Raw genomic sequence first — 21,859 nt, 5'->3', positions numbered from 1 at the left:
GCGGCACTTTGTGCAGATCCGGAATTAATCGTTTCGTATGTGTCTGCAAAAACGCTTCTCAAGAAAAATTGATAGAACTGCCCGAAAAAAAATGAGGAGATTGCGTTAACGTTAAAAGATTCTATACGAGATTCATCAATTCTATGGGCGAAGATTGACGCAGGCCGCTATAGCGGTTGTACTGAATTGGCGGTTGGAATGCAGTTCTCCAGAAATTTGAATCGGAACATTGAAGATAATCGCAAACGTGGTCCTTATGTCCGCAAAGCGATGGCTTTCGCACTGGCCGCATCGACACTTTTCTCGACAGCGCAGGCGCAGGCAGCAAATTCGCTGCTTGAGCTGTTCCAGCAGCGCCGTCAGCAGCAAGCCCAACCGGTTCAACCGCCAGTGCAGGCCACACCGGCACCCAAGATTGCAAAGCCGGTTTCCGTGCCCAGAGCCGCCATACCGCCCGCACAGCGTGTGACGGTTAAGGGACCGCAGATATACGATTACAAGCCGGACGCCTTGATTAATATCGATTTCAGCGCGCTCGATATGCAGGTGACCGCAGCTGTCGCTGCTGCGCAAACAGATGCTCTGACGTCAGGCATGTCGCCGATTGGCCCAACAAAGAAGGTGACGGAAACACCGGCTGAATTAGCTTTTGATGCGGCGGCGGATTATCTCAAGACTGTTAATGTGAAAGCAGAAAAGCAGATCGCGGACGCCATCGTCAGCTTCTATTCTGAAAACCGCAAATTCCTCTGGTCAGCCGATAATAAGGCCCTTGATAAGGCGCGCAGCGTCGCCGCGTTCTTTGCGCAGTCGGATGAAGATGGGTTCAACCCCGAGGAATATGAAGTTTCAATTCCCGGCGATCATTTTGATGAATCGCAGCTTGCAGAACGCCAACAAAAACTCACGGATTTTGAAATCCGCATGTCAGCGCGCGCGCTGCGTTATGCAATCGACGCAGGCGAGGGGCGTATTGTTGCTGACCGCTTGAGTGGCTTTCACGACCTGCCGCGTAAGCGCGTCGATCCAAAGGCGGTCCTTGCTCGTCTGGCGACTGAAACTGATCCGGTCGCCTATCTGAAAAGCTTTCAGCCAAACAATGAAGCCTATTCGGCCCTGAAGCGCGAACTGGCGAACACAGAGGCGCCAGCAGGCGAACCAATTCGCATTTCACTCGATAAAGCCATTCGTCCGGGAGATACCAGCGATCAGCTGGCCAAGGTTGTGGCGCTTATTACGCATCATGCACCGTCGAGCTATATCGAACAGCATCGCGATGTGTTGCAGGCCCATGCCGATACAACCATTTACGACCCGGAGCTGACCACGGCCATCAAGGATTATCAAAGGCTTTCGGGCAGCACGCCTGATGGCATCATCGGCAAAAATACGATCGCAGCGCTTCAGGGTGAGCAGGATTCGATCAAGCGTGATCGTATTCTCTATTCGATGGAACGTCTGCGCTGGCTGCCACATGATTTCGGATCGCGCTATGTGATGGTCAATCAGCCATCCTATCGCGCTGAATATTTCGAAAACGGCAAAGAAAAGCTGGCAATGAATGTCGTGATCGGTTCACCAACGCATCAGACCTATTTTTTCTACAACAAGGTGCAGACCGTTGTGTTCAACCCATCGTGGGGTGTGCCGCGCTCAATCATCCTGAATGAAATGTTGCCCAAAGTGATGCGCGATAACAGCTATCTCGACCGCAATGGCTATGAAGTTTATGTTGGTGGCAAGAAGGTTTCGGCAAGTGCGGTTAATTGGAATGCCGTTGCCGCAGGCAAAGCCCATGTTGGCATCCGACAGAAGCCAAGCCTTGATAACGCTTTGGGTGAACTCAAGATTTTGTTCCCAAATGCCCATGATATTTATATGCATGACACACCGGCAAAATCTTATTTCAGCCGCGACATGCGTGCCTTAAGCCATGGCTGTATTCGTCTAGAGCGTCCGCGTGATATGGCGGCGGCGGTTCTTGGTAAGCCTGTTGCAGACCTGAGCAAATATTTCGGCAAGGATGAGCGCGGCATCAAAGTCGCTGATCCTGTTCCGGTTTATATTGCCTATTTCACCGCATGGCCTGATGCATCAGGCACAGTTCGTTTCTACAACGATGTTTATGGCCGTGATTCCGGTTTGCAGAAGGCTTTTGATAAAACGGCTGAATCGCGATTAGCTTCTCTTTAAGTCGCTATCTTATTTATTGACGGATGGCATTTGAAAAAGGCGGACTTAGAGCGCATTTCGATCTGATTGGATCAGATCAGCGCCCCAAGTCCGCCTTTTTAACTTCAATTTTGAATATAGCAGGCTTTTCCCTGACCCCGCGCCGGATCACCGAAAGTCTGATTGTTACATGGTACGCCGTCACGGAAAACGCGTTCTACGAAACGCCCTTTCGCACCATAACGAACGAGCTTGCGGCCATAAAAATCACAAAAGCCATTTTCTTTGGCGCATTGCTGCCATTGGCTACGGCCCCGGTCGTCTCGTCTACCACCACGCCAGTCGTTACGTCGATCATCACGACGATCCTCGTAACGCTCACGCACGACATATGAGCAACTTTTTCTTCTCTTGGGCGCAGGATCTCCAAAAACGCGGTTCGAACAGCGAACTTCCGGGCGGTCGATAAAGCGCGATGTACCCTGCCCATCAGCGCCGTAAATAACCTCGGTCGGGTAAGGCAATTGGCAAATGCCGTTTTCCGATGCACATTTTTGTAGACGCGCTGCTTCTGCGGAGGCAGGCGCGAGCACATACATGGATGCGATGAAGGCTGATATGCCTGCAATCAGGCTGAGTTTGTTAGACAGAAGAGCTGCCATGCGAACACCATTGTTTGAGTATTGATCTGCTGAAAAATATAGAACCCGCATATTGAATATAGAGTGAACGATAATTCACGTCTCTATCTATCTGAATTTGATGCACGCGTCGTTTTATTTGAGAGAAATGATTGTAAAATCCCGTTGCCGCAGTTTCCTTTCTGTCTTGAATCCGCAACAGTGCACCTGAAGGTTTCTCGTCAGTAAGGTCGTTTGAAATGCATGGTGAATATAAGGTCCACGGTGGAAAGCTGGTCGTTATCGATCTGGAGGTTCAGGACAATAAACTCTGCAACGTACAGGTTGCCGGTGATTTTTTCCTCGAACCCGGCGAAGCCCTTGATGATATTCGCAATGCATTGAATGGCCTGCCTGCAACGGCGTGCGCTGAAGAAATCGCGGATGCCGTGCGCAAAGGGCTTCGTCCCGATGCCTTCATGATTGGTTTCAGCCCGGAGGCGGTGGCCATTGCGGTTCGTCGCGCTCTCGGCGTTGCACGGACATGGCGCGATTACGAATGGCAGATCATTGATATTCCGCCACTCAGCCCGACAATGCATCTGGCGCTTGATGAGGTTCTGGCGCGCGAAGTTGCTGCCGGGCGCCGTGCACCCACATTGCGCTTTTGGGAGTGGGAGCGTCCTTCAATCATCATTGGTGCATTTCAGTCACTGCGTAATGAAGTGGACATGGATGCTGCCGAAGAAATGGGCGTGGAAACGGTGCGTCGCGTAACCGGCGGCGGTGCTATGTTTGTCGAACCTGGCAATACGATCACCTATTCACTTTATGCGCCTGGGGATTTGGTCCGCGATATGAGTTTTGCCGATTCCTATGCATTTCTTGATGAATGGGTGCTGAAATCCCTCAACTCGCTTGGAATTGACGCTTTTTATAAGCCGCTCAACGATATTGCGAGTTCGAAAGGCAAGATCGGAGGAGCCGCCCAAAAGCGTTATTCCGGTGGAACCGTTCTGCATCATGTCACGATGGCTTATGATATGGATGCAGAAAAGATGGTGAAGGTCCTGCGGATCGGCCGTGAAAAACTCTCTGACAAGGGCACGGCCAGCGCCGTCAAGCGCGTCGATCCTGTCCGCAGTCAGACCGGCCTGCCGCGCCGCGAGGTCATTGATCGTATGATGGAGACATTCATCTCGCTTAATGGCGGTGTAAGCGGCACGATTACGCCGGAGGAATTTGCCGCAGCAGAGCAGCTCGTGGAAGAAAAATTCGCGACTGAAAAATGGCTGCATCATATTCCGTAAGCAAAGAATAGCTGCAAGCTGCGCAGCGCCGCGTGACAGCGGCGTCAAGCCATGTCATAGGGAGGCCGAGTTTTCACAAGGCCTCCCGCGCATATGATCCGTTTAGACAATATCAGCAAGTCCAATAGCCATCGCATTCTGTTTATCGAAGCTTCAGCCGCTTTGAACCGCGGCGAGAAGATTGGCCTCGTCGGGCCGAATGGTGCTGGCAAGACAACGCTTTTCCGCATGATTACCGGCGAAGATCTGCCTGACGAAGGGCAGGTCAATGTCGAAAAAGGTGTAACGATTGGCTATTTCAACCAGAATGTTGGTGAAATGGGTGGGCGTTCGGCTGTTGCCGAAGTGATGGACGGGGCAGGGCCGGTAAGCAGTGTCGCGGCTGAATTGCGCGAACTTGAAGCCGCCATGTGCGACCCCGATCGTCTTGATGAGATGGATGCCATTATCGAGCGTTATGGCGAGGTGCAGGCTCGTTATGAAGAGCTTGACGGTTACGGGCTGGATGGCCGTGCGCGTGAAGTTCTGGCAGGGCTTAGTTTTAGTCAGGAAATGATGGATGGCGATGTCGGCAAGCTGTCCGGCGGCTGGAAGATGCGCGTGGCGCTTGCCCGTATTCTGCTGATGCGCCCGGATGTTATGCTGCTTGACGAGCCAAGCAACCACCTTGATCTCGAAAGCTTGATCTGGCTCGAATCCTTTCTTAAAAACTATGATGGCGCGCTGCTCATGACATCGCATGACCGCGAATTCATGAACCGCATCGTGACCAAGATTATCGAAATTGATGCCGGGTCGCTGACCTCTTATGCGGGGGATTACGCCTTTTATGAAGGCCAGCGCGCACTCAACGAAAAGCAGCAGCAGGCGCAATTCGAGCGCCAGCAGGCAATGCTCGCCAAGGAAATCAAGTTTATCGAGCGTTTCAAAGCGCGTGCATCACATGCTTCGCAAGTGCAAAGCCGCGTCAAGAAACTCGAAAAGATCGACCGTGTGGAGCCTCCACGCCGACGCCAGACGGTTGCTTTTGACTTCGCTCCTGCACCGCGCTCAGGCGAAGATGTGGTCAGCCTTAAGGGCGTCAGCAAAACCTATGGAAGCCGGACGATCTATGATGGTCTGGATTTTATGGTTCGGCGCCGCGAACGCTGGTGCATTATGGGCGTGAACGGAGCAGGCAAGTCAACGCTGCTTAAACTTGTGACGGGCGCAACCGAGCCGGATCAGGGCATTGTGAATCTTGGTGCAAGCGTGAAGCTTGGCTATTTCGCGCAGCACGCCATGGATATTCTGGATGGTGAAAGCACTATTCTTGAATGGCTGGAGCAGCGTTTTCCAAAGGCAGGACAGGCACCTTTACGGGCATTGGCTGGCTGTTTTGGTTTTTCCGGCGATGATATTGAAAAGAAATGCCGTGTGCTGTCCGGTGGTGAAAAAGCGCGCCTGGTGATGGCGGCAATGCTGTTTGATCCGCCGAATTTCCTCGTGCTTGATGAGCCGACAAACCATCTTGATCTCGACACAAAGGAAATGCTGATCAAGGCGCTTTCAGCTTATGAAGGCACAATGCTGTTTGTATCGCATGATCGCCGTTTTCTGGCAGCTCTGTCTAATCGGGTTCTGGAACTCACTTCCGATGGCATTCAGCAATATGGTGGTGGTTACACCGAATATGTCGAAAGCACCGGGCAGGAAGCGCCCGGTTTGCATGTCGGATAAAACAAACAAAGGCGGGACATTCCCGCCTTTTCTTTTGCGCTTTTATCGCAAGCGGCAAAGGATCATCTTTGATATTAAATTAGCGCAGCGACCTTTTCATGATCAGAGGCCCATCTGTTTTCTGCTCAACATATCGCATAATAACCCGCACAGTCCGTGAACGCACCGAGGTTTTGCTGGCGCACTTTAAAATGGCATCCTGTGCCGAGACAGCAAACTCTCGTCCCGCTTTTCTAACCGGCTGAAACTCCACTGTTAAAATGCGCGTCAGTTGGCCATTTCCGTCATAAGTAACTTCGAAAGTTGCAGACGCACGGCTGTAGTTCACATCTTCCGGCAATTGCCAACACTGTTCGGCCATCTCGGTCACAATTTCAGAGTCAGTTGCGGCCGTTGCAATTGTTGGGATAAGCCAAAGTGCAAAAACGACAATTCCGATTAACTTTTTCATTCGTCTCCCAAGCAGCTTCGCCTCTGGCTTTGTTTAAGATAGGCATTCAGAAAACAAATACCAATCATAAGGCCGATAATTGCTTCGGCAACAGGGGATACCATTTGCGCTTGTAACACCAAGCAATATCACGGAGGTCGGAAATAAGAGGGGATGATGTTTACCGGCTAAATGACTGAAATGGCGCACCCGACAGGATTCGAACCTGTGACCTCTGCCTTCGGAGGGCAGCACTCTATCCAGCTGAGCTACGGGTGCATCACCGGGAGGCGTGAGCCTCGTCTACCGAGGTTCTAAACGAAGCGATTGATTGCTTCAATGGCCTATTTGGGAAATTCTAATGGTTTATCCGCAAATTTTGCACGTTCAGGATTTTACGCTCGAACTTTGATGACACCACCGCCAAACCACTCAAGTCTCTCGGTGTAAAGCAACGGTGCTGTCAACACTTGTCATCACTCCCAAAAAAGTCCCTAAAGGCAGATCATCATTAACACGCAGCCAATCCTGATATCCAGTTGAGCTGCGACCTTTTACGAGAGATGAAGCTGGTGAAGGCTTGGAAAACGGAATATCGGGGGTCAACTCCAGATATTCCCCATGTGAAATAAGGCCGCCATCAGCCATTAATTGTTCACGCAGCTTTCTGACATTTAACGGTAAACTATCTGTAGCCCTGGCGTTTATTTTTGAACCAGCCTTGAGAGTGTAAGCACCATCTTCATAGCGTAAAAATGCCTTCTCGTTTTTTCTGTTCGGTAGCGTTGCATAAAGATCAAACGGCGCTATTTCCGATACTTCACTTTGGTTTATTGGTGCCGGGGAAGCTGTAATACGCTCCTGCACTGAGAATAAGTCGTAGCCAAGTGCCTCAAGCACATAGATCATGTTGCGAAGATAGGTTTGCATAGTTGCAATGTCTGCGCGTGGCAAATTTGAGCCGGTCGGCCGGTTAGAATTGGCAACGAGTGCCTTGCCACTATTATCTTTTAAAATAGCCCAGAGCTTCTCTTCCAGCCATTTGACGTGGGCACGCGTCAGATTGTCGTCCTTGCTGGTGAAGATCAGGAAGGTATCAAACGCGATTGGAAACTTGCTGTTCGTATAGCGTTGCGAGAAGTCGTCACTTTCACCAACATAAATTGCGGGCAAATCATCCTCAGCGCCAGATCTGATGAGAAGATAAACGCACGAACGGCTAAGGACTTCATCCTGAAGCGCTCGCTTGAAGAACTCGGGTTGCCCCGTGATAGCAACGCCTGTCCAGTTGTCGAGCTCGACAGTGCGAAGACTGCGCGGATCTTGCCCTGTGATGAAAATCTTTACGACACGACCGAACGCTTCATTGGAACTCATATTATTCTGACACAGCCCCCCAGATTTCGAGATGTATTCTTTAACATAACGCACTGGCGTAATGTCAAATTCGATTCGGAATAGCAGGTGGAAATTGAAGCATGTTCACAGGTGAAATTCGCTCAATAGTTGATCAGGTCTGGAATGCTTTCTGGGCAGGTGGGATCACCTATGCCATGCTACGGTGGTCGCGTTTCAAGAATGACGGTCCTGCGCGCATGTTTTTCATTGTGTCGGAAAATGTTTTTCAGTCGCGGTACGGCCTGGTACACTTCTGACGCTTACCAACTTCGAGGAAGTGCAAACTAAGTTTCTCTCCGCTGGTATTGGTGCTGCCATGCATTTGGAGAAAGCGGCGGAGATAGCGCAATGCTCTGGCGCGTTCGTCCGCTTGCTCGTCAGCCTTGACAGCGCGGCCGGGTAGTTTTTTCAGTGGTCTTGATTGGATGCGATCGCGAGATATGGCTGTCTTCAGATGTATTTTTACTGCCTCGCTTTGGGTGGTTCTGATCTAACCAGTCAGCCGGTACAATGACTATGAATGTTCTCAACGCAGGCGCTCAGTTCGAGCGCGATCGGCTAATTGAACGCACGCAGTATGGCCTCAAGCAAGTCAAGTCTGAACGGAAAAATTTAGGGTGTCCATCGACACTTGGGATAAACAGAAACAGGACGTGCACGCTGATTTTGTAGCAGGCATACATATTTCAGCTATAACTCGAAAATTTGTGACCACTCGACAAACGGTCATACGCGACAAGGGGGCTGTTAAAAATGTTGGGAAAATTGATGACAAATGAATGCTGGCAATCGTTCAAAAAGCTTACTGAGCGCTTGGAGTTGCGTCTGGTCACGGTATCAGATAGCGCGGCACTGCAAAAATTAATGACGCCTGCGATTAGCCGGTGGGTGGCCGCTTGGCCATATCCTCTTACACAAAAAGCTGCTGAAAAGATAATTGATAAAGCCCTCACTGGTCATGCAGAACAGCGTACGCTTCCACTCGTAATCGTGAACCAAGCTGACAATCAGGTCATTGGATGGATCAAAGTAGATTTTGAAGAGTTTGATGGAAAGCGAGTTGGCGAAATCGGCTACTGGCTCTCTGAAGAAGTTCATGGCATGGGATTGGGCTATGAAGCCGCCCAAGGACTAATTGCAGCTTGCTTTGAAGGATTGAGAGTACATTCAATGCGAGCAGGCGCGCAAACCGAGAATACCATTTCTCATAATCTCCTAATGAAATTGGGAATGCACAGAATTGGGGAGCAGCTTGTCTTTGCACCGGCTAGAAATAGAGATGAATTGTGCACTTATTTCGAAATGATGAGAACCTGATTATGGCTTTCTGATTTAACCGCATAACGACTACGAGTGCGGCATCTGATGGCGCGCTCCTGTATGGTCTTCATCCGTTTGAGCTTGTTGTATGATTTATAACTGCTCTTGTTTCGGTCCCGTTAAGGCAAACAGATCACGTATTTTCAGCGTTTCAATCAGAACAGGAGATGCTCTAAGATTTCAAAACGCTCCGAGTTAAGCGGCCTATGGGCTGCTTTTTTTTGCATAAGCAATAACTGCATCGGTGAGATAAAGAAATTTAGTTCCAAACATTCCTCTGCTAAGAGAGGAATGGCGCGAGTGACGGGGCTCGAACCCGCGACCTCCGGCGTGACAGGCCGGCACTCTAACCAACTGAGCTACACCCGCGCATTGTTCTGATGTCTTTCGATCAGGAACGCTGCTCATGTATTCGGGAACTTGGTCAGCGTCAATCGTTTCCGCACGTAAGATGATAAAAAAGTTGGGATAATTCTAATTTAGGCTCATAACTGTGGAAAATGCAGTCATTTTGCTGCCATTTTAAATTTACCGCTTCTGTGCAGGCGTGAATTTGGCAGAAAAAGCGGCGCCCTAACATAAACGCCGCTCGTTTTAGATTCGAGCTGCGGACAGATTCGCCAGTCTTAGGATCAATCTTAATTTCGACCGTCGCGTCATTTTATGAAACTGTCTATTGCCACGCGCCAAAATGCGTCTGCAAATAGCAGCCAAACACAAGAAAAGCAGCAATAGCCAAAACAAATAAGAATATCTTCATATTATGAATATCTACATTATCAACATCACAAACAAGAAAACTCTATGTGAACTGTCCCCGGCTATGCGCAGGGCTTTTCACGCCCATTGCAGGGCTGTGACGTTTAACCATTAAAAGCGTTAAAAAGAATTCATAAGCCTTCCCATTGATATCCGAAAATCCATCGCCATTTGCGCTGTTCAATACCTCAATTTAAAAATTCCAACGGAAACCTATGGCCACATCCTCCAAGCGCCGTGCATTGCTGATTGTCAATCCAAAAGCCCGCAATGGCAAAGGGTTCAATGCGGTTATGCGCGCGATACTCGAACGTGGAAACCTTGCTCTCATCGAGAAGACAGTCCGGGGCGATGAAACCATTTCGGATGTTATTCGTGCGAACGCCGATGTGGACATGGTTATTATTGGCGGTGGCGATGGTACGCTAAACGCAGCAGCGCGAGGGCTCGTCGAAACGAAACTGCCGCTTGCCATATTGCCGTTTGGTACGGCCAACGATTTCGCCCGCACGATTGGCATTCCTGCCAATCCCATTGAGGCAACACGGCAATTGCTCACCTATCATCCACATCCAATTGATCTTGGTGAGGTCAATGGCCACCTTTATTTCAATGTCGCCAGTATTGGCTTTAGTGCAGAGCTTGCACAACAACTCAGTTCTGATGCCAAGAAAAAATGGGGCAAATTCGGCTATGCGATTGCGGCAGGCCGTATTCTCATGCGTTCGGAATTGTTCACAGCCTATCTTGAGCATGATGGGATGACCGAAACGATCAAGACGCTTCAGGTATCGGTTGGGAATGGCAAATTTTATGGCGGCGGTATGGCTGTCCAAAAAGACGCAGCCATTGATGACGGCAAACTCGATTTTTACAGTTTGGAAGTTGATGGTTGGTGGGAGTTGCTGCGTCTGCTTCCCAGCCTGCGTCAGGGAACCCAGTCGAAATGGGATGATGTGCGCGCTTTTCCAACACAGGAAGTCATTATTCGCACAAAAAAACCGCGTCCGGTCAACACAGATGGTGAACTTACGACCTGGACGCCCGCGCATTTTCGCCTGCACCGCGAGGTGATCCGCGCCTATCGGCCTGCATCATTTTAAATTCACAAAAAATGGCCCGCTCTTGAAAGAACGGGCCCAATTCATGACGTTAGGTGATTGGCTCGGAGGTCAGAAGAGCCGTCAATATAACGCTCAATGCCCCCCAGTGTTCCATCATCAGAAGAAAAAATACCAGATAAACAGAACTGCGATGAATGGTACGCCAAGAAGCCAGAGGATAAGAGCTCGGAACATTTTGTTTCTCCTTCATGTTGAAAAATCAACGCGCAGGCAAACCGAAAGTTCCCTGTTGGATGTGTCAGAAATATGCGGATAGCTGACGACTCATTATAGGGATTTGCAAAAGCTTTAATGATCCGTCAATAATTCAGTGACATCACTATTTTCTAAAAGATAAGTTCGATCTCTCGATCAACGAAAAATTGCGGGCGTATGGCGTATGAGTTCTAACGGGTGGCGAAACCGTGCTGAAAGTGCGGAACTGTCGATAAGGCGCGATAAGCGTGCACCGGCTGCGATGTTGACCTTTGTTGCGCTGGCTCTTGCTCTTGCAGGCTGTGCAAGTGCTCCACAGCCAAAATCGAAGAAAAAGCACCCAAAAGAATATTTTGCTGAATCCAAATATGGCGTCAAAGCCAGTCCCCGTGTCACCAGTGTTCAGGGCAAACCGCTGCCGCGTGGCGGTGGGCGTGATCAGATTGGCAAACCCTATCAGGTTAAAGGCCGCTGGTATTATCCGAAAGAGAACAAGAATTATGCCTCAACGGGTCGCGCTTCCTGGTATGGCAGCGCTTTTCATGGCCGGTTGACCGCCAATGGCGAAATCTATGACATGACGCATTTGACAGCAGCGCATCCAACGATGCCGCTGCCAAGCTATGCGCGCGTTACCAATATGTATAATGGTAGCTCGATCATCGTTCGTGTGAATGATCGCGGACCATTCGAGCGTGATCGCGTTATTGATCTGTCGCAAAAGGCGGCTGAGATGCTGGATTACCAGCATCATGGTACTGCTGACGTGAAGGTGGAATATGTTGGACGCGCTCCGCTTGACGGGCAGGATGATGCCTATCTGATGGCATCCTATCGACCAGGCAATGCTGATCCGATCGGACAGCCAGCCACAGGCGTCATGATGGCAATGAATGCACCGACACCAACACCGGCAGGCATTGCGGCTATGCCTATTCCGCAATCATCACCGTTTGAAGTCAATCAGGCTTATGGCGATGGTGATATGCCTTTGTTACCCGCGAGTGTTCCCGTTCCGTCACAGCGTCCGGCTCATAGCTTTGGTGTTGCTACAGCCGCAAATATTGGTGGATTGGGGTATGCTTCTGATCGTTTGGCGGCATCTGCCTATGCAGAAGAACGCACTTACGGCAGTATTTTGACTGAAAGTGCGATTTCGAACGCATGGAAGCGCAAAGACGCGGAAGAGCCGCGTGAATATGTTGAACTGGGCACGTTTAATACGCTGGAAGATGCGTTGAAGCTTCAGAAATCCCTGCCTCGGTCTGCGCGCGTCACGCGCACGAAAACACCGACAGAGCAGGGCGATGTTTACGAACTGACGGCATTTGCCCAAAATGGCAACAACGACGATTTGCTTCGTGCAGCATGGAAGGCTGGAGCGAGCGACGCTTTTGTCGTTCGTGCCGATTGATTCCAGCTGCAAATACCGCGTGGCTTCATTCGAAAATGACGAGGGTAGGATGCAACGGCCTAAAAGCGTGAAGTTTGTAACGGCGGTTGCCGTTTCGTTTCTTTTCGCTTTGCCAAGCTATGCGCAGACTGTACCGGCAGAGTTCGCCACCAAAGCGCCGCAGGTCCTTTTGTTGGACGATAAAAGTGGCACGGTTCTTCTTTCCAAAAATCCGGATTTGAAAATTCCACCAGCGTCACTTGCCAAGCTGATGACGGCGGAGGTTGTTTTTGAGGCGCTTAAAAAAGGCGAAACAACGCTCGAAACCGCCTATCCAGTCACGGAATATGCGTGGCGTACTGGTGGTGCACCGTCGCGGACGTCCACCATGTTTGCGGCGCTCAAATCGACACCAACTGTCGCCGATCTTCTTCAGGGCATGATTGTTCAGGCAGCCAATGATGGTGCGATCATTCTTGCCGAAGGCTTGTCCGGTGATGAGGCCGCCTTTTCAAAGAAAATGAATGAACGAGCGCAAGAATTGGGGCTTACCGGCTCGCATTTCGTCAACGCCACCGGATTGCCGGCGGACGGACAGACCGTAACGCTCTCTGATCTCATAAAGCTTGCGCGACATATCTACAGTGCGCATCCAGAGGCTTACACTTATTATGCACAGGAAGCATTTACCTGGAACAAGATCATGCAACGCAATCGAAACCCGCTCTTGCGGCTCGATATTGGTGCCGATGGCATGGCGACGGGTTATACGGAGGCATCGGGGTACGCGCTTGTAGGGTCAGCAAAACAGAATGGGCGACGGCTTTTTTTGGCCATGAGTGGCTTAACCAGCACCAAAGAGCGTGAAGAAGAGGCCAAAAAGCTCATTCAGTGGGGTATGACCTCCTTTGATGCCATCAATATTTATATGGCGAACGATGAGATCGGTGCAGCACAGGTTTTCGGCGGTTCGGCGTCCAGTGTCCCGCTGAAAGTGAAAGATAGCGTTGAATTGTTGCTCCCAAAGGAGGGGCGCGACAAGCTCAAAGCACGCATCACTTACGAAGGTCCGTTAAACGCGCCGGTCGATGCAGACACACAAGTCGGAACCATGCAATTTGAGTTAAACGGCAATGTGGTTCAGGAAATACCGCTATATACGGCGCAGGACGTCGCAATTGGTACGCTCTCGCAGCGCGCCAGAGGCGCTGTGATGGAGCTTGCGACCGGCTGGTTGAGGAAATATCTCTAAACCCTCGACGTTCCAGTTAAACGCCGATAAACAGAGCAGAGATTGTTTTGATCGGAACTCAATTTTGCGGAAGTCAGTTTGACCGGATTGTTCATTACATTCGAGGGTGGGGAAGGCGCGGGTAAATCAACCCAGATCGCCTTGCTGGCAGAGCATTTGCGTTCCCTTGGCTTCGATCCACTGATCACGCGTGAACCCGGCGGTTCTGCGGGAGCGGAAGCCGTCCGCCATGTGATTCTGAGCGGCAATGCCGAAAGCTATGGCCCGGCCATGGAGGCATTACTGTTCGCCGCCGCCCGTGCTGATCATGTCGATCAGCTGATCCGCCCGGCACTCGCTGAAAATCGTATCGTGCTTTGCGACCGTTTTATCGATTCGAGTAGAGCCTATCAGGGGGGCACGGGTAATCTTGATGCCACTTACATGGCGGCGATTGAACGTATCGCCATCGATGGTACCATGCCTGATCTCACAATCATTCTCGATATTCCTGCAGAAAAAGGCCTTTCACGAGCCAATAAGCGCCGTGGTGCTGACGTGGCGGATCGTTTCGAGAAAGAAGCGATTGCCGTGCATGAAGCACGCCGTCAGGCTTTTCTTGCTATTGCGAAAGCGGAGCCCGAGCGGTGTAAAGTGGTGAATGCCGACCGCACTCAGGATGCGATTTCCGTTGATATTATCCGAATTACCGATGAAATTCTGAAGAAAAGGGGACTTCTGTGATCGAAGAACTCGACGTCCCCAAAGCGCATGATTCCATCGAGGGCGTTGCAGAGCCATCTGCCAGCGATTATCTCACTGGTCACAGCGAGATTGCGGCTTTCCTTGCGCTGGCCTATCGTGAAGGCAGGATGCATCATGCCCTGCTTTTTGAAGGTGAGCAGGGGATCGGTAAGGCAACGCTGGCCTTTCATCTGGCGGGCCATATGCTTGAACATAGCGATCAGGCTTCGGCACCTGAAACCATTGGCGCACCTGATTTTAACAAGCCACTATGGCGACAGATTGCAGGCGGCATGCATCCTGCTGTGCTGCATATCAATCGGCCTTTTGATCAGAAGACGGGCAAGTTCAAAACTGGCATCCCGGTTGAGGAAATTCGCCGTGTTACCCATTTTCTCACCCGCACCGCATCAGACGGCGCATGGCGCATTGTCATTGTCGATCCGGCAGATGACATGAACCGCAACGCGGCCAATGCGCTTCTCAAAACACTGGAAGAGCCGCCCGCCCGCGCAATCTTCATTCTGATCTCGCATTCATCGGGAAGATTGTTGCCGACAATCCGTTCGCGCTGCCAGAGCATCCAGTTCAAGCCGCTTGGCGATGATGCGCTCACCGACGCACTCGTTCACATCGGGCCAAGCGTCGGCCTTGATGCGGATAACATTACACCATCGCTTCTCGGTCGTTCGGAAGGCAGCGTGCGCAAGGCGCTGCTTCTCGTGGCGCATGGTGGAATGGAAATATCCGATACAGTGGATGCAATCTTGCAGGGACAGAATTTCGACCTACCGAAAGCGCAGGCTCTTTCAGGTGTTCTGAACGGTCGCGAAGCAGAAGTTCAGTATGAATTGTTCCGTGATTATCTGATGAGCCGGATTGCCGATGAGGCGCGTCGCTATGCAGATTCGGGTCAGTTGCGCGAAGCCGATCAATGGTCACGCTATTGGAGTGAGTTGACCCGCGAAATTTCCAATGCCGAGACCTATAATCTCGACCGAAAGCAGGCCGTTATGATTCTTTTGGAAAAAACGCATCGTGCTTTTCGGGCAGGCCTGCCTCCGCTTACGTGACATGCAGTCCTACATGCGTTATGTCACCGCTAACGTTTTTTGAATATCACACTTGAAGAAGCCGGATTTCCGATGAGCCGCGAAAAATTCTACATCACCACTGCGATTGCTTACCCGAATGGCAAGCCGCATATCGGCCATGCTTATGAGTTGATTGCGACCGACGCCATGGCGCGTTTTCAGCGTCTGGATGGCAAGGATGTTCACTTCCTGACCGGCTCGGATGAACACGGTATCAAGATGTTGCAGAGTGCGCGCAAGGAAGGCATAAGCCCGCGCGAACTCGCAGATCGCAACACCGCTGCTTTCCAGCGCATGGGCGAGTTTCTGAACAGCTCGCATGATGACTATATCCGCACCTCGGAAGAGCGTCACTACAAGGCCAGCCAGGCAATCTGGCAGGCCATGTCGGCCAGTGGTGACATTTATAAGGGCGGTTATGCGGGCTGGTATTCAGTACGCGACGAAGCCTATTACGGCGAAGAAGAAACTGAAGTCCGCGCCGATAATGTTCGTTACGGCCCGCAGGGTACGCCTGTCGAATGGGTTGAAGAAGAAAGCTATTTCTTCCGTCTGTCGAACTATCAGGACAAGCTCCTTGAGCTTTATGAAAACAATCCCGGCTTCATCATGCCTGCGGAGCGTCGCAACGAAATCGTTAGCTTCGTAAAATCGGGCCTCAAAGATCTGTCGATTTCGCGCACGACATTCGACTGGGGTATTCCTGTTCCGGGTGATGAAAAGCACGTCATGTATGTCTGGGTTGATGCGCTGACCAACTACATCACAGCACTCGGCTATCCAGATACGACCAGTGACAAGTGGGCTTACTGGCCTGCTGATGCGCATATCATCGGCAAAGATATTTCGCGTTTCCACGCGGTTTACTGGCCAGCATTTTTGATGTCGGCAGGCATTCCGCTGCCAAAGCGTGTGTTTGCGCATGGCTTCCTGTTCAACCGCGGTGAAAAAATGTCGAAGTCTCTCGGCAACGTTATCGATCCGTTTGAGCTGGTTGAACGCTATGGTCTTGATCAACTGCGTTATTTCCTGATGCGCGAAGTGCCATTCGGTCAGGATGGTAGCTACAGCCACGATGCAATCGTCAACCGTACCAATGCCGATCTCGCCAATGATCTTGGCAATCTCGCACAGCGCTCGCTGTCGATGATTGCAAAGAACTGCGACGGTAAGGTTCCAGTTCCGGGCGCTTTCTCGGATGCCGATAAGGCTATTCTTGATCAGGCCGATGCAGCATTGGAAACCGCACGCAAGGCTGTCGGCGATCAGGCATTGCACATCGCACTCGGTTCCATCTTTGCCGTTGTTGCGGAAGCAAACCGCTATTTTGCGGGGCAGGAGCCTTGGGCGCTGCGCAAGACCGATCTGGAGCGGATGGGTACGGTGCTCTATGTGACGGCAGAAGTGATCCGCCGCGTTGGTATCATGGTTCAGCCTTTCATTCCACAATCGGCGGAAAAGCTGCTCGATACTCTGGCAATCCCGGCAGACAAGCGCCAGTTCTCAGACGTAGCGGCAAGCCCGCTTGTTGGCGGCGCGGAACTGCCCGCACCGCAGCCGGTTTTCCCGCGCTATGTGGAAGCGGAAGAACAGAACTGAGCTGAATATGCTGGTTGATAGTCACTGCCATCTCGACTTTGCGGATTTCGAACCGGAGCGCGACGCTGTCGTTCAGCGTGCCCTCGACGCCGGTATCAAACGCATGGTCACGATTTCAACACGGGTGCGTAAGTTCGATACGATCTTAGCACTCGCTGAAAAATATGAGTCCGTCTATTGTTCGGTTGGCACCCATCCGAACAATGCCCATGAAGAACTGGATGTGACTGCCGACGATCTTGTGCGGCTGGCCGCGCATCCGAAGGTTGTCGCCATAGGCGAAGCGGGGCTTGATTATCATTATGATTATGCGCCGCCAGAAGCCCAGCGTCAGGGCTTCCTCGTGCATATTGAAGCGGCGCGCCGCACGCAGTTGCCGCTTGTGATCCATGCCCGAAGCGCTGATCAGGACATGGCCGATATTCTGGAAACTGAGACGGCGAAAGGCGCATTTCCCTTCATTCTGCATTGTTTCTCGTCAGGTCGTGCATTGGCAGAAAAAGGCGTAGAACTAGGCGGATACGTCTCATTCTCCGGCATTTTGACATTTAAGAATTCGGCCGATATTCGAGAAATAGCACAGATTGTTCCGCGTGATCGTTTGCTGGTTGAAACGGATGCGCCTTATCTCGCGCCTATGCCGCATCGCGGCCAGCGTAATGAGCCGTCATTCGTGCAGCACACAGCCGCCGTGCTGGCTGAAACAATCGGCGTAAGCAAAGAAGAAATCGCGGACATGACCAGTGAAAATGTCTTCCGGCTTTTCTCCAAAATGCCAAAGCCTGCCGGGGAATAATTATCGTGATATCGCCTCGCAATTGTCTGCGTTTCACAATTCTCGGGTGCGGTTCGTCGCCCGGTGTACCGCGTATCAATGGCGATTGGGGCAATTGCGATCCGAAAAACCCGAAGAACAAGCGTCGCCGTGCCGCTTTGCTGGTTGAGCGCTTCAATGCTGAGGGAAGTAGCACGGTTGTTGTTATCGACACTGGCCCGGATTTCCGGGACCAGATGATCGATGCCAATGTCACGTCGCTTGATGCAGCCATCTATACGCATCCACATGCCGACCATATTCATGGCATCGATGATTTACGCACCTATGTGGTTGAAAACCGCCGACTAATGGATGTCTATGCCAACCGGCTGACACGCAATCGTCTGTTTGAGGCCTTCGGCTATTGTTTTGAAACGCCCGTTGGGTCGAGCTACCCGCCGATCCTGTCAATGCATGACATCATGGCTGAAACGGCTTTCTCGATCACGGGTGCGGGAGGGCCGATCCGCTTTGAGCCATTTACACAGGTTCATGGCGATATTGAATCGCTCGGTTTCCGTATTGGCGATGTTGCTTATTGCACGGATGTCAGCGCATTCCCGGATGAGAGCCTCAAATATATCCGTCATGTTGATGTGCTGATTATCGGCGCGCTGCAATATCGCCCGCATCCAAGCCATTTTTCGCTGGAACAGGCGTTGGAATGGGTCGAGTTTTTCGGGCCTAAACGCGCAATCCTGACGCATATGCATGTGCCACTCGATTACGACACGGTCATGCGCGAGACGCCCGATCATGTAGAGCCCGGTTATGACGGTCTAAGCTTTGAAGTTCCAATTGCATAGAAAAAGGCCCAGAACGGGCCTTTTTCTATGAGTTTAAGCCTATCAGGCAACCGATCCCTTGACCGGGAAAGGCATTACATTGCTTTCTTCAACGTCTTCTTTCTTGGCCTTTTCCGACTTGTCTTCAAGCTGCAAACCACCGGCGCGAAGCAAATCGGAGAAGCGGCCACCGCGAGCAGCGAGTTCATCAAAGCTGCCGCGCTCAACCAGATGGCCCTTGTCCATGAACAAGACGATATCAGCAGAACGAACAGTCGACAGACGGTGCGCAATGATGAAGGTCGTGCGGTTTTCACTCAGATCATCAACGGCCTGCTTGACCTTTTCCTCGGTTTCAACGTCAAGCGCACTGGTCGCCTCGTCGAGTACGAGAATTGGCGAATCTTTCAGGATAGCGCGTGCAATTGCCAGACGCTGACGTTCACCGCCTGAAAGCTGCGAACCACGTTCACCGACAACCGTATCATAGCCATTGCCCTTTGCGAGAATGAAGTCATGGGCCGCGGCAGCCTTGGCAGCAGCCTGAACCATTTCACTCGTCGCATTTTCATTACCAACACGGATGTTTTCTTCAATCGAACGATTGAACAGACCTGCATCTTGGAAAACAGTGGCAATGGCATGACGCAACGAGCGACGGCTGACGGTGCGTGTATCAATGCCATCAATCAGAATGCGGCCGGCGGCAGGATCGAATACCCGCTGAAGGATATTGATCAGCGTCGTCTTGCCTGCACCCGTTGGGCCAACGATAGCCACGGTCTGCCCCGGCTTCACTTCAAACGAAACGTCATAGACGCCCTGACCCGAATTCGGGAATTCAAAGGTCACATTGTCGAAAACAATATCGCCCTTGACGTTTTCAAGATCGGTCGCGTCCTGTGGCTCCTGACGGTCAGCGGTCGCGTCTTCCATCTCGAAGAATTCTTCAAGCTTGGCGCGCGCCGTCACAGTCTGGTTGATAAAGGCGCTGATCTGGTCAAGACGGCCGATCATCAGCTGGGCAAAACCGATAAAGGCAATCACGTCACCAACACGCATCTGGCCCTTGGTTACGAAATACGCACCAAGCAGAAGCACGATAACCATCGAGAAGGTCGAAGCCATGCGGTTAAGGCCGCTGGCAAGCGCCCACCAGTTGAGAACCGGGAACTGAACGTTTTCGAGGTTCTTTGCATATTCGCGTAGTGCCTGCGTTTCCGAAGCAATGCGATTATAGCTCTGCACGACCGAAACGTTGCTGATTGTATCGCTCACATGCTCAAACAGCTTGTGGTGGTGCTTTTCAACAGCAGACTGGCCGTCCTTGGTTTTGCGCATGACGAGCTGGCCAATCATCACATAGATGACACCAAGCACGATCAGCACCATAGACATGCGAAGATCCATGCTCATAGCGACCGGAATAAGCGCCACCAGTGCCACCACGGTGGTCAGGTGCTGACGCATGAATTCGAGCCAGAGAGTGAACAGCGAGTCCGTTGCGCGGATCAGCGTATGCAGCGCATTCGACGTGCCGCGCTTCTGATGCCAAGCAAGTGGCATGGTGATAATGCGCTCATAAGAGTCGATCATCACACCCAAACGGCGACGATGGGCGAGGCGGTCAGCCCCACGCGCAACAAAAACCGCTGCGATGATGTTAAACGCACCGAGTGCTGCCCACATGGCGAGCTGCGTAACGATATCGCCTTTGTCGGAAATCGCCTGAATGACCCGACCAAAAAGGATCGGCTCGGCCAGCATGACAAGGGCAACCAGTACGCTTGCAACGCACATGGTTATGGTTGCAGCTTTCTCTGCTGCAAGATATTCCATGGCACGCCAGTAGATTTTGAACAAAGACACCGTGGGACTCCCGCCGTTCTATTTCAAGGGACTAAATGGTGCAGTCCCGTTATTCTATCAACATGCAATGAAGGCAAGACGTGGCAATTGGGTGTCATAGTTGACCATAAATTAAAAATGCATGTAACCGAGCGTGAAGATTCATAGCGTATTGGCATATTCTTGGCGGGGTGTTTAACAGCGTGAGAATTCCATTTTTGCCAAATATGCCTAGCAATCCGCCCTTGGCGCGTCTATTGACAGACATAAATGAGCGGCACACTGGCTTGTGCTGAAAAAATATTGATCGGGTTTTTCCATGGCAGGCGTTGAACAAAAGAGTGTGGACACAGACGAAGCGGGCATGCGGCTCGATCGCTGGTTCAAGGTCCATTTCCCCGGATTGGGCTTTGGGCACCTGCAAAAACTGTTGCGCTCCGGTCAGATCCGCATTGATGGCAGCCGCGCCAAGTCAGATACACGCTTGCAGGCAGGCCAAATGGTGCGCATTCCGCCGCTGGAAGTCGACGAAAAGGCCGCAGGGCCGATGACGGCGAAAACCATTCGCAGCCAGCAGGATGGCGATGTTCTCAAACAGATGCTGATTTATGAAGATCCGAAGGTTTTTGTGTTCAACAAACCGGCGGGTCTGGCAGTGCAGGGCGGTTCTGGCCTTGTGCGCCACGTGGATGGTATGCTGGAAGCGTGGCGCAATAAGAAAGGTGAAAAGCCTCGCCTCGTGCATCGTATCGACCGTGACACTTCTGGTGTGCTGGTGGTTGCGCGCACGCGTGGTGCCGCACAGGCATTGACAGCATCATTCCGCGAACGCGACACTAAGAAGACCTATTGGGCACTGGTAAAAGGTGTTCCACGCAAGCGCGAAGACAAGATTTCAACCTGGCTGGTCAAAGATCAGACGCCGGATGGCGATAAGATGCGTGTTTGCCAGCATGGTGAGCCGGATTCTGATCATGCAGTCTCTTACTACCGGATTGTAGAGAAGGTCGGCAACAATCTGACATGGCTGGAAATGGAGCCATATACCGGCCGCACCCATCAGCTGCGTGTTCATGCGGCGCATATCGGCCATCCGATCATCGGTGATCCGAAATATTTTGAAGCTGACCAGAACTGGGAATTCCCTGGCGGCATTCAAAAGAAGCTGCATCTTCATGCGCGCCGCATTCGCATTCCAAACCCGTCAGGTGGCATCATTGATGTGACAGCACCGCTGCCGCCGCACATGGTACAATCGTGGAACCTGCTTGGCTTTGATGAGGCAAACGCGGAAGAGTAAC

Annotated in this window: 18 protein-coding genes, 2 tRNA genes and 1 pseudogene; 15 read left to right on the top strand and 6 right to left on the bottom strand. The window is 51.5% G+C overall.

Annotated features, from left to right (window positions below):
* The first annotated feature begins 198 nt into the window (after nt 1-198).
* Complete coding sequence (locus tag VBH83_RS04965) at nt 199-2,193, top strand: murein L,D-transpeptidase (RefSeq protein ID WP_396996617.1); 1,995 nt, start codon at nt 199-201, stop codon at nt 2,191-2,193.
* A gap of 104 nt (nt 2,194-2,297) precedes the next feature.
* On the opposite strand, the gene VBH83_RS04960 is transcribed toward VBH83_RS04965, so the two are convergent.
* The gene (locus VBH83_RS04960) at nt 2,298-2,834 is read right to left on the bottom strand and encodes a hypothetical protein (RefSeq protein WP_265983786.1); all 537 of its coding nucleotides are present in this window, start codon (nt 2,832-2,834) and stop codon (nt 2,298-2,300) included.
* 218 nt (nt 2,835-3,052) lie between these two features.
* On the opposite strand from VBH83_RS04960, the gene VBH83_RS04955 reads away from it, so the two are divergent.
* Nucleotides 3,053-4,102, top strand: coding sequence for a biotin/lipoate A/B protein ligase family protein (locus tag VBH83_RS04955; RefSeq protein WP_265983788.1), 1,050 nt, complete (start codon nt 3,053-3,055; stop codon nt 4,100-4,102).
* Between the two features lie 93 nt (nt 4,103-4,195).
* Nucleotides 4,196-5,821 (top strand): ABC-F family ATP-binding cassette domain-containing protein, encoded by a 1,626-nt coding sequence (locus VBH83_RS04950; protein WP_265983790.1) that lies wholly within the window; start codon nt 4,196-4,198, stop codon nt 5,819-5,821.
* 79 nt (nt 5,822-5,900) lie between these two features.
* On the opposite strand, the gene VBH83_RS04945 is transcribed toward VBH83_RS04950, so the two are convergent.
* The 3 genes from VBH83_RS04945 to VBH83_RS04935 all read right to left on the bottom strand — a co-directional run bounded on the left by VBH83_RS04945 (nt 5,901) and on the right by VBH83_RS04935 (nt 7,628).
* Nucleotides 5,901-6,272: a hypothetical protein gene (locus VBH83_RS04945; RefSeq protein WP_265983792.1), complete on the bottom strand. Its 372-nt coding sequence runs from the start codon at nt 6,270-6,272 to the stop codon at nt 5,901-5,903.
* 181 nt (nt 6,273-6,453) lie between these two features.
* Nucleotides 6,454-6,530, bottom strand: a tRNA-Arg gene (locus tag VBH83_RS04940).
* Nucleotides 6,531-6,683: 153 nt separating this feature from the next.
* Nucleotides 6,684-7,628 (bottom strand): DUF4357 domain-containing protein, encoded by a 945-nt coding sequence (locus VBH83_RS04935; RefSeq protein WP_396996615.1) that lies wholly within the window; start codon nt 7,626-7,628, stop codon nt 6,684-6,686.
* A 101-nt stretch (nt 7,629-7,729) separates the two neighbouring features.
* Here VBH83_RS04935 and VBH83_RS04930 point away from each other — a divergent pair, with 101 nt between their 5' ends.
* The 3 genes and pseudogenes from VBH83_RS04930 (at nt 7,730) to VBH83_RS04920 (ending at nt 8,966) form a co-directional block, all read left to right on the top strand.
* The gene (locus tag VBH83_RS04930) at nt 7,730-7,906 is read left to right on the top strand and encodes a hypothetical protein (RefSeq protein WP_265984739.1); all 177 of its coding nucleotides are present in this window, start codon (nt 7,730-7,732) and stop codon (nt 7,904-7,906) included.
* Between the two features lie 206 nt (nt 7,907-8,112).
* Nucleotides 8,113-8,428, top strand: a pseudogene (locus tag VBH83_RS04925) (recombinase family protein); the annotation flags it as partial.
* Nucleotides 8,418-8,966 (top strand): GNAT family N-acetyltransferase, encoded by a 549-nt coding sequence (locus VBH83_RS04920; RefSeq protein WP_265984738.1) that lies wholly within the window; start codon nt 8,418-8,420, stop codon nt 8,964-8,966. The pseudogene VBH83_RS04925 and the gene VBH83_RS04920, both read left to right, overlap by 11 nt.
* Nucleotides 8,967-9,261: 295 nt before the next feature.
* On the opposite strand, the gene VBH83_RS04915 is transcribed toward VBH83_RS04920, so the two are convergent.
* Nucleotides 9,262-9,338 (bottom strand) — tRNA-Asp (locus VBH83_RS04915).
* A gap of 605 nt (nt 9,339-9,943) precedes the next feature.
* Here VBH83_RS04915 and VBH83_RS04910 point away from each other — a divergent pair.
* The 8 genes from VBH83_RS04910 (at nt 9,944) to VBH83_RS04875 (ending at nt 18,731) form a co-directional block, all read left to right on the top strand.
* Nucleotides 9,944-10,831, top strand: coding sequence for a lipid kinase (locus VBH83_RS04910; protein ID WP_265984737.1), 888 nt, complete (start codon nt 9,944-9,946; stop codon nt 10,829-10,831).
* Between the two features lie 400 nt (nt 10,832-11,231).
* The gene (locus VBH83_RS04905) at nt 11,232-12,461 is read left to right on the top strand and encodes a septal ring lytic transglycosylase RlpA family protein (protein ID WP_265984736.1); all 1,230 of its coding nucleotides are present in this window, start codon (nt 11,232-11,234) and stop codon (nt 12,459-12,461) included.
* A 49-nt stretch (nt 12,462-12,510) separates the two neighbouring features.
* Nucleotides 12,511-13,692: a D-alanyl-D-alanine carboxypeptidase family protein gene (locus tag VBH83_RS04900; protein ID WP_265984751.1), complete on the top strand. Its 1,182-nt coding sequence runs from the start codon at nt 12,511-12,513 to the stop codon at nt 13,690-13,692.
* Nucleotides 13,693-13,770: 78 nt separating this feature from the next.
* A complete protein-coding gene (tmk, locus tag VBH83_RS04895) occupies nt 13,771-14,415 on the top strand; it encodes a dTMP kinase (RefSeq protein ID WP_265984735.1) in 645 nt (214 codons plus the stop codon).
* A complete protein-coding gene (locus tag VBH83_RS04890; protein ID WP_396996611.1) occupies nt 14,412-15,488 on the top strand; it encodes a DNA polymerase III subunit delta' in 1,077 nt (358 codons plus the stop codon). The genes tmk and VBH83_RS04890 overlap by 4 nt, the downstream gene beginning before the upstream one ends.
* Before the next feature lie 72 nt (nt 15,489-15,560).
* Nucleotides 15,561-17,108, top strand: coding sequence for a methionine--tRNA ligase (gene metG / locus VBH83_RS04885; RefSeq protein WP_265984733.1), 1,548 nt, complete (start codon nt 15,561-15,563; stop codon nt 17,106-17,108).
* 7 nt (nt 17,109-17,115) lie between these two features.
* Entirely contained in the window at nt 17,116-17,904 is a 789-nt protein-coding gene (locus tag VBH83_RS04880; RefSeq protein WP_265984732.1) for a TatD family hydrolase, read from the top strand.
* Nucleotides 17,905-17,909: 5 nt separating this feature from the next.
* On the top strand, nt 17,910-18,731 hold the full coding sequence (locus VBH83_RS04875; protein WP_265984731.1) for an MBL fold metallo-hydrolase: 822 nt from the start codon (nt 17,910-17,912) through the stop codon (nt 18,729-18,731).
* 42 nt (nt 18,732-18,773) lie between these two features.
* On the opposite strand, the gene VBH83_RS04870 is transcribed toward VBH83_RS04875, so the two are convergent.
* Nucleotides 18,774-20,579, bottom strand: a complete 1,806-nt coding sequence (locus tag VBH83_RS04870; RefSeq protein ID WP_265984730.1) for a glucan ABC transporter ATP-binding protein/ permease — start codon at nt 20,577-20,579, stop codon at nt 18,774-18,776.
* A 298-nt stretch (nt 20,580-20,877) separates the two neighbouring features.
* Between VBH83_RS04870 and VBH83_RS04865 the strand changes: the two genes are divergently transcribed.
* Entirely contained in the window at nt 20,878-21,858 is a 981-nt protein-coding gene (locus tag VBH83_RS04865; RefSeq protein ID WP_265984729.1) for an RluA family pseudouridine synthase, read from the top strand.
* Nucleotide 21,859: the final 1 nt, after the last annotated feature.

It is taken from the genome of Ochrobactrum sp. S1502_03, from assembly GCF_044435015.1.
Lineage (GTDB): Bacteria > Pseudomonadota > Alphaproteobacteria > Rhizobiales > Rhizobiaceae > Brucella > Brucella chromiisoli.
The sequence above is the reverse complement of the archived record's forward strand: the minus strand, read 5'-3'. Positions and strand labels throughout refer to the sequence as shown.

Coding starts and splice junctions, on each gene's coding strand:
- VBH83_RS04905 (WP_265984736.1), top strand. CDS start 11,232: ATGAGTTCTAACGGGTGGCGAAACCGTGCTGAAAGTGCGGAACTGTCG.
- VBH83_RS04960 (WP_265983786.1), bottom strand. CDS start 2,834: ATGGCAGCTCTTCTGTCTAACAAACTCAGCCTGATTGCAGGCATATCA.
- VBH83_RS04965 (WP_396996617.1), top strand. CDS start 199: ATGCAGTTCTCCAGAAATTTGAATCGGAACATTGAAGATAATCGCAAA.
- VBH83_RS04950 (WP_265983790.1), top strand. CDS start 4,196: ATGATCCGTTTAGACAATATCAGCAAGTCCAATAGCCATCGCATTCTG.
- VBH83_RS04880 (WP_265984732.1), top strand. CDS start 17,116: ATGCTGGTTGATAGTCACTGCCATCTCGACTTTGCGGATTTCGAACCG.
- VBH83_RS04935 (WP_396996615.1), bottom strand. CDS start 7,628: ATGAGTTCCAATGAAGCGTTCGGTCGTGTCGTAAAGATTTTCATCACA.
- VBH83_RS04930 (WP_265984739.1), top strand. CDS start 7,730: ATGTTCACAGGTGAAATTCGCTCAATAGTTGATCAGGTCTGGAATGCT.
- VBH83_RS04945 (WP_265983792.1), bottom strand. CDS start 6,272: ATGAAAAAGTTAATCGGAATTGTCGTTTTTGCACTTTGGCTTATCCCA.
- VBH83_RS04865 (WP_265984729.1), top strand. CDS start 20,878: ATGGCAGGCGTTGAACAAAAGAGTGTGGACACAGACGAAGCGGGCATG.
- VBH83_RS04955 (WP_265983788.1), top strand. CDS start 3,053: ATGCATGGTGAATATAAGGTCCACGGTGGAAAGCTGGTCGTTATCGAT.
- VBH83_RS04900 (WP_265984751.1), top strand. CDS start 12,511: ATGCAACGGCCTAAAAGCGTGAAGTTTGTAACGGCGGTTGCCGTTTCG.
- VBH83_RS04920 (WP_265984738.1), top strand. CDS start 8,418: ATGACAAATGAATGCTGGCAATCGTTCAAAAAGCTTACTGAGCGCTTG.
- VBH83_RS04910 (WP_265984737.1), top strand. CDS start 9,944: ATGGCCACATCCTCCAAGCGCCGTGCATTGCTGATTGTCAATCCAAAA.
- metG (WP_265984733.1), top strand. CDS start 15,561: ATGAGCCGCGAAAAATTCTACATCACCACTGCGATTGCTTACCCGAAT.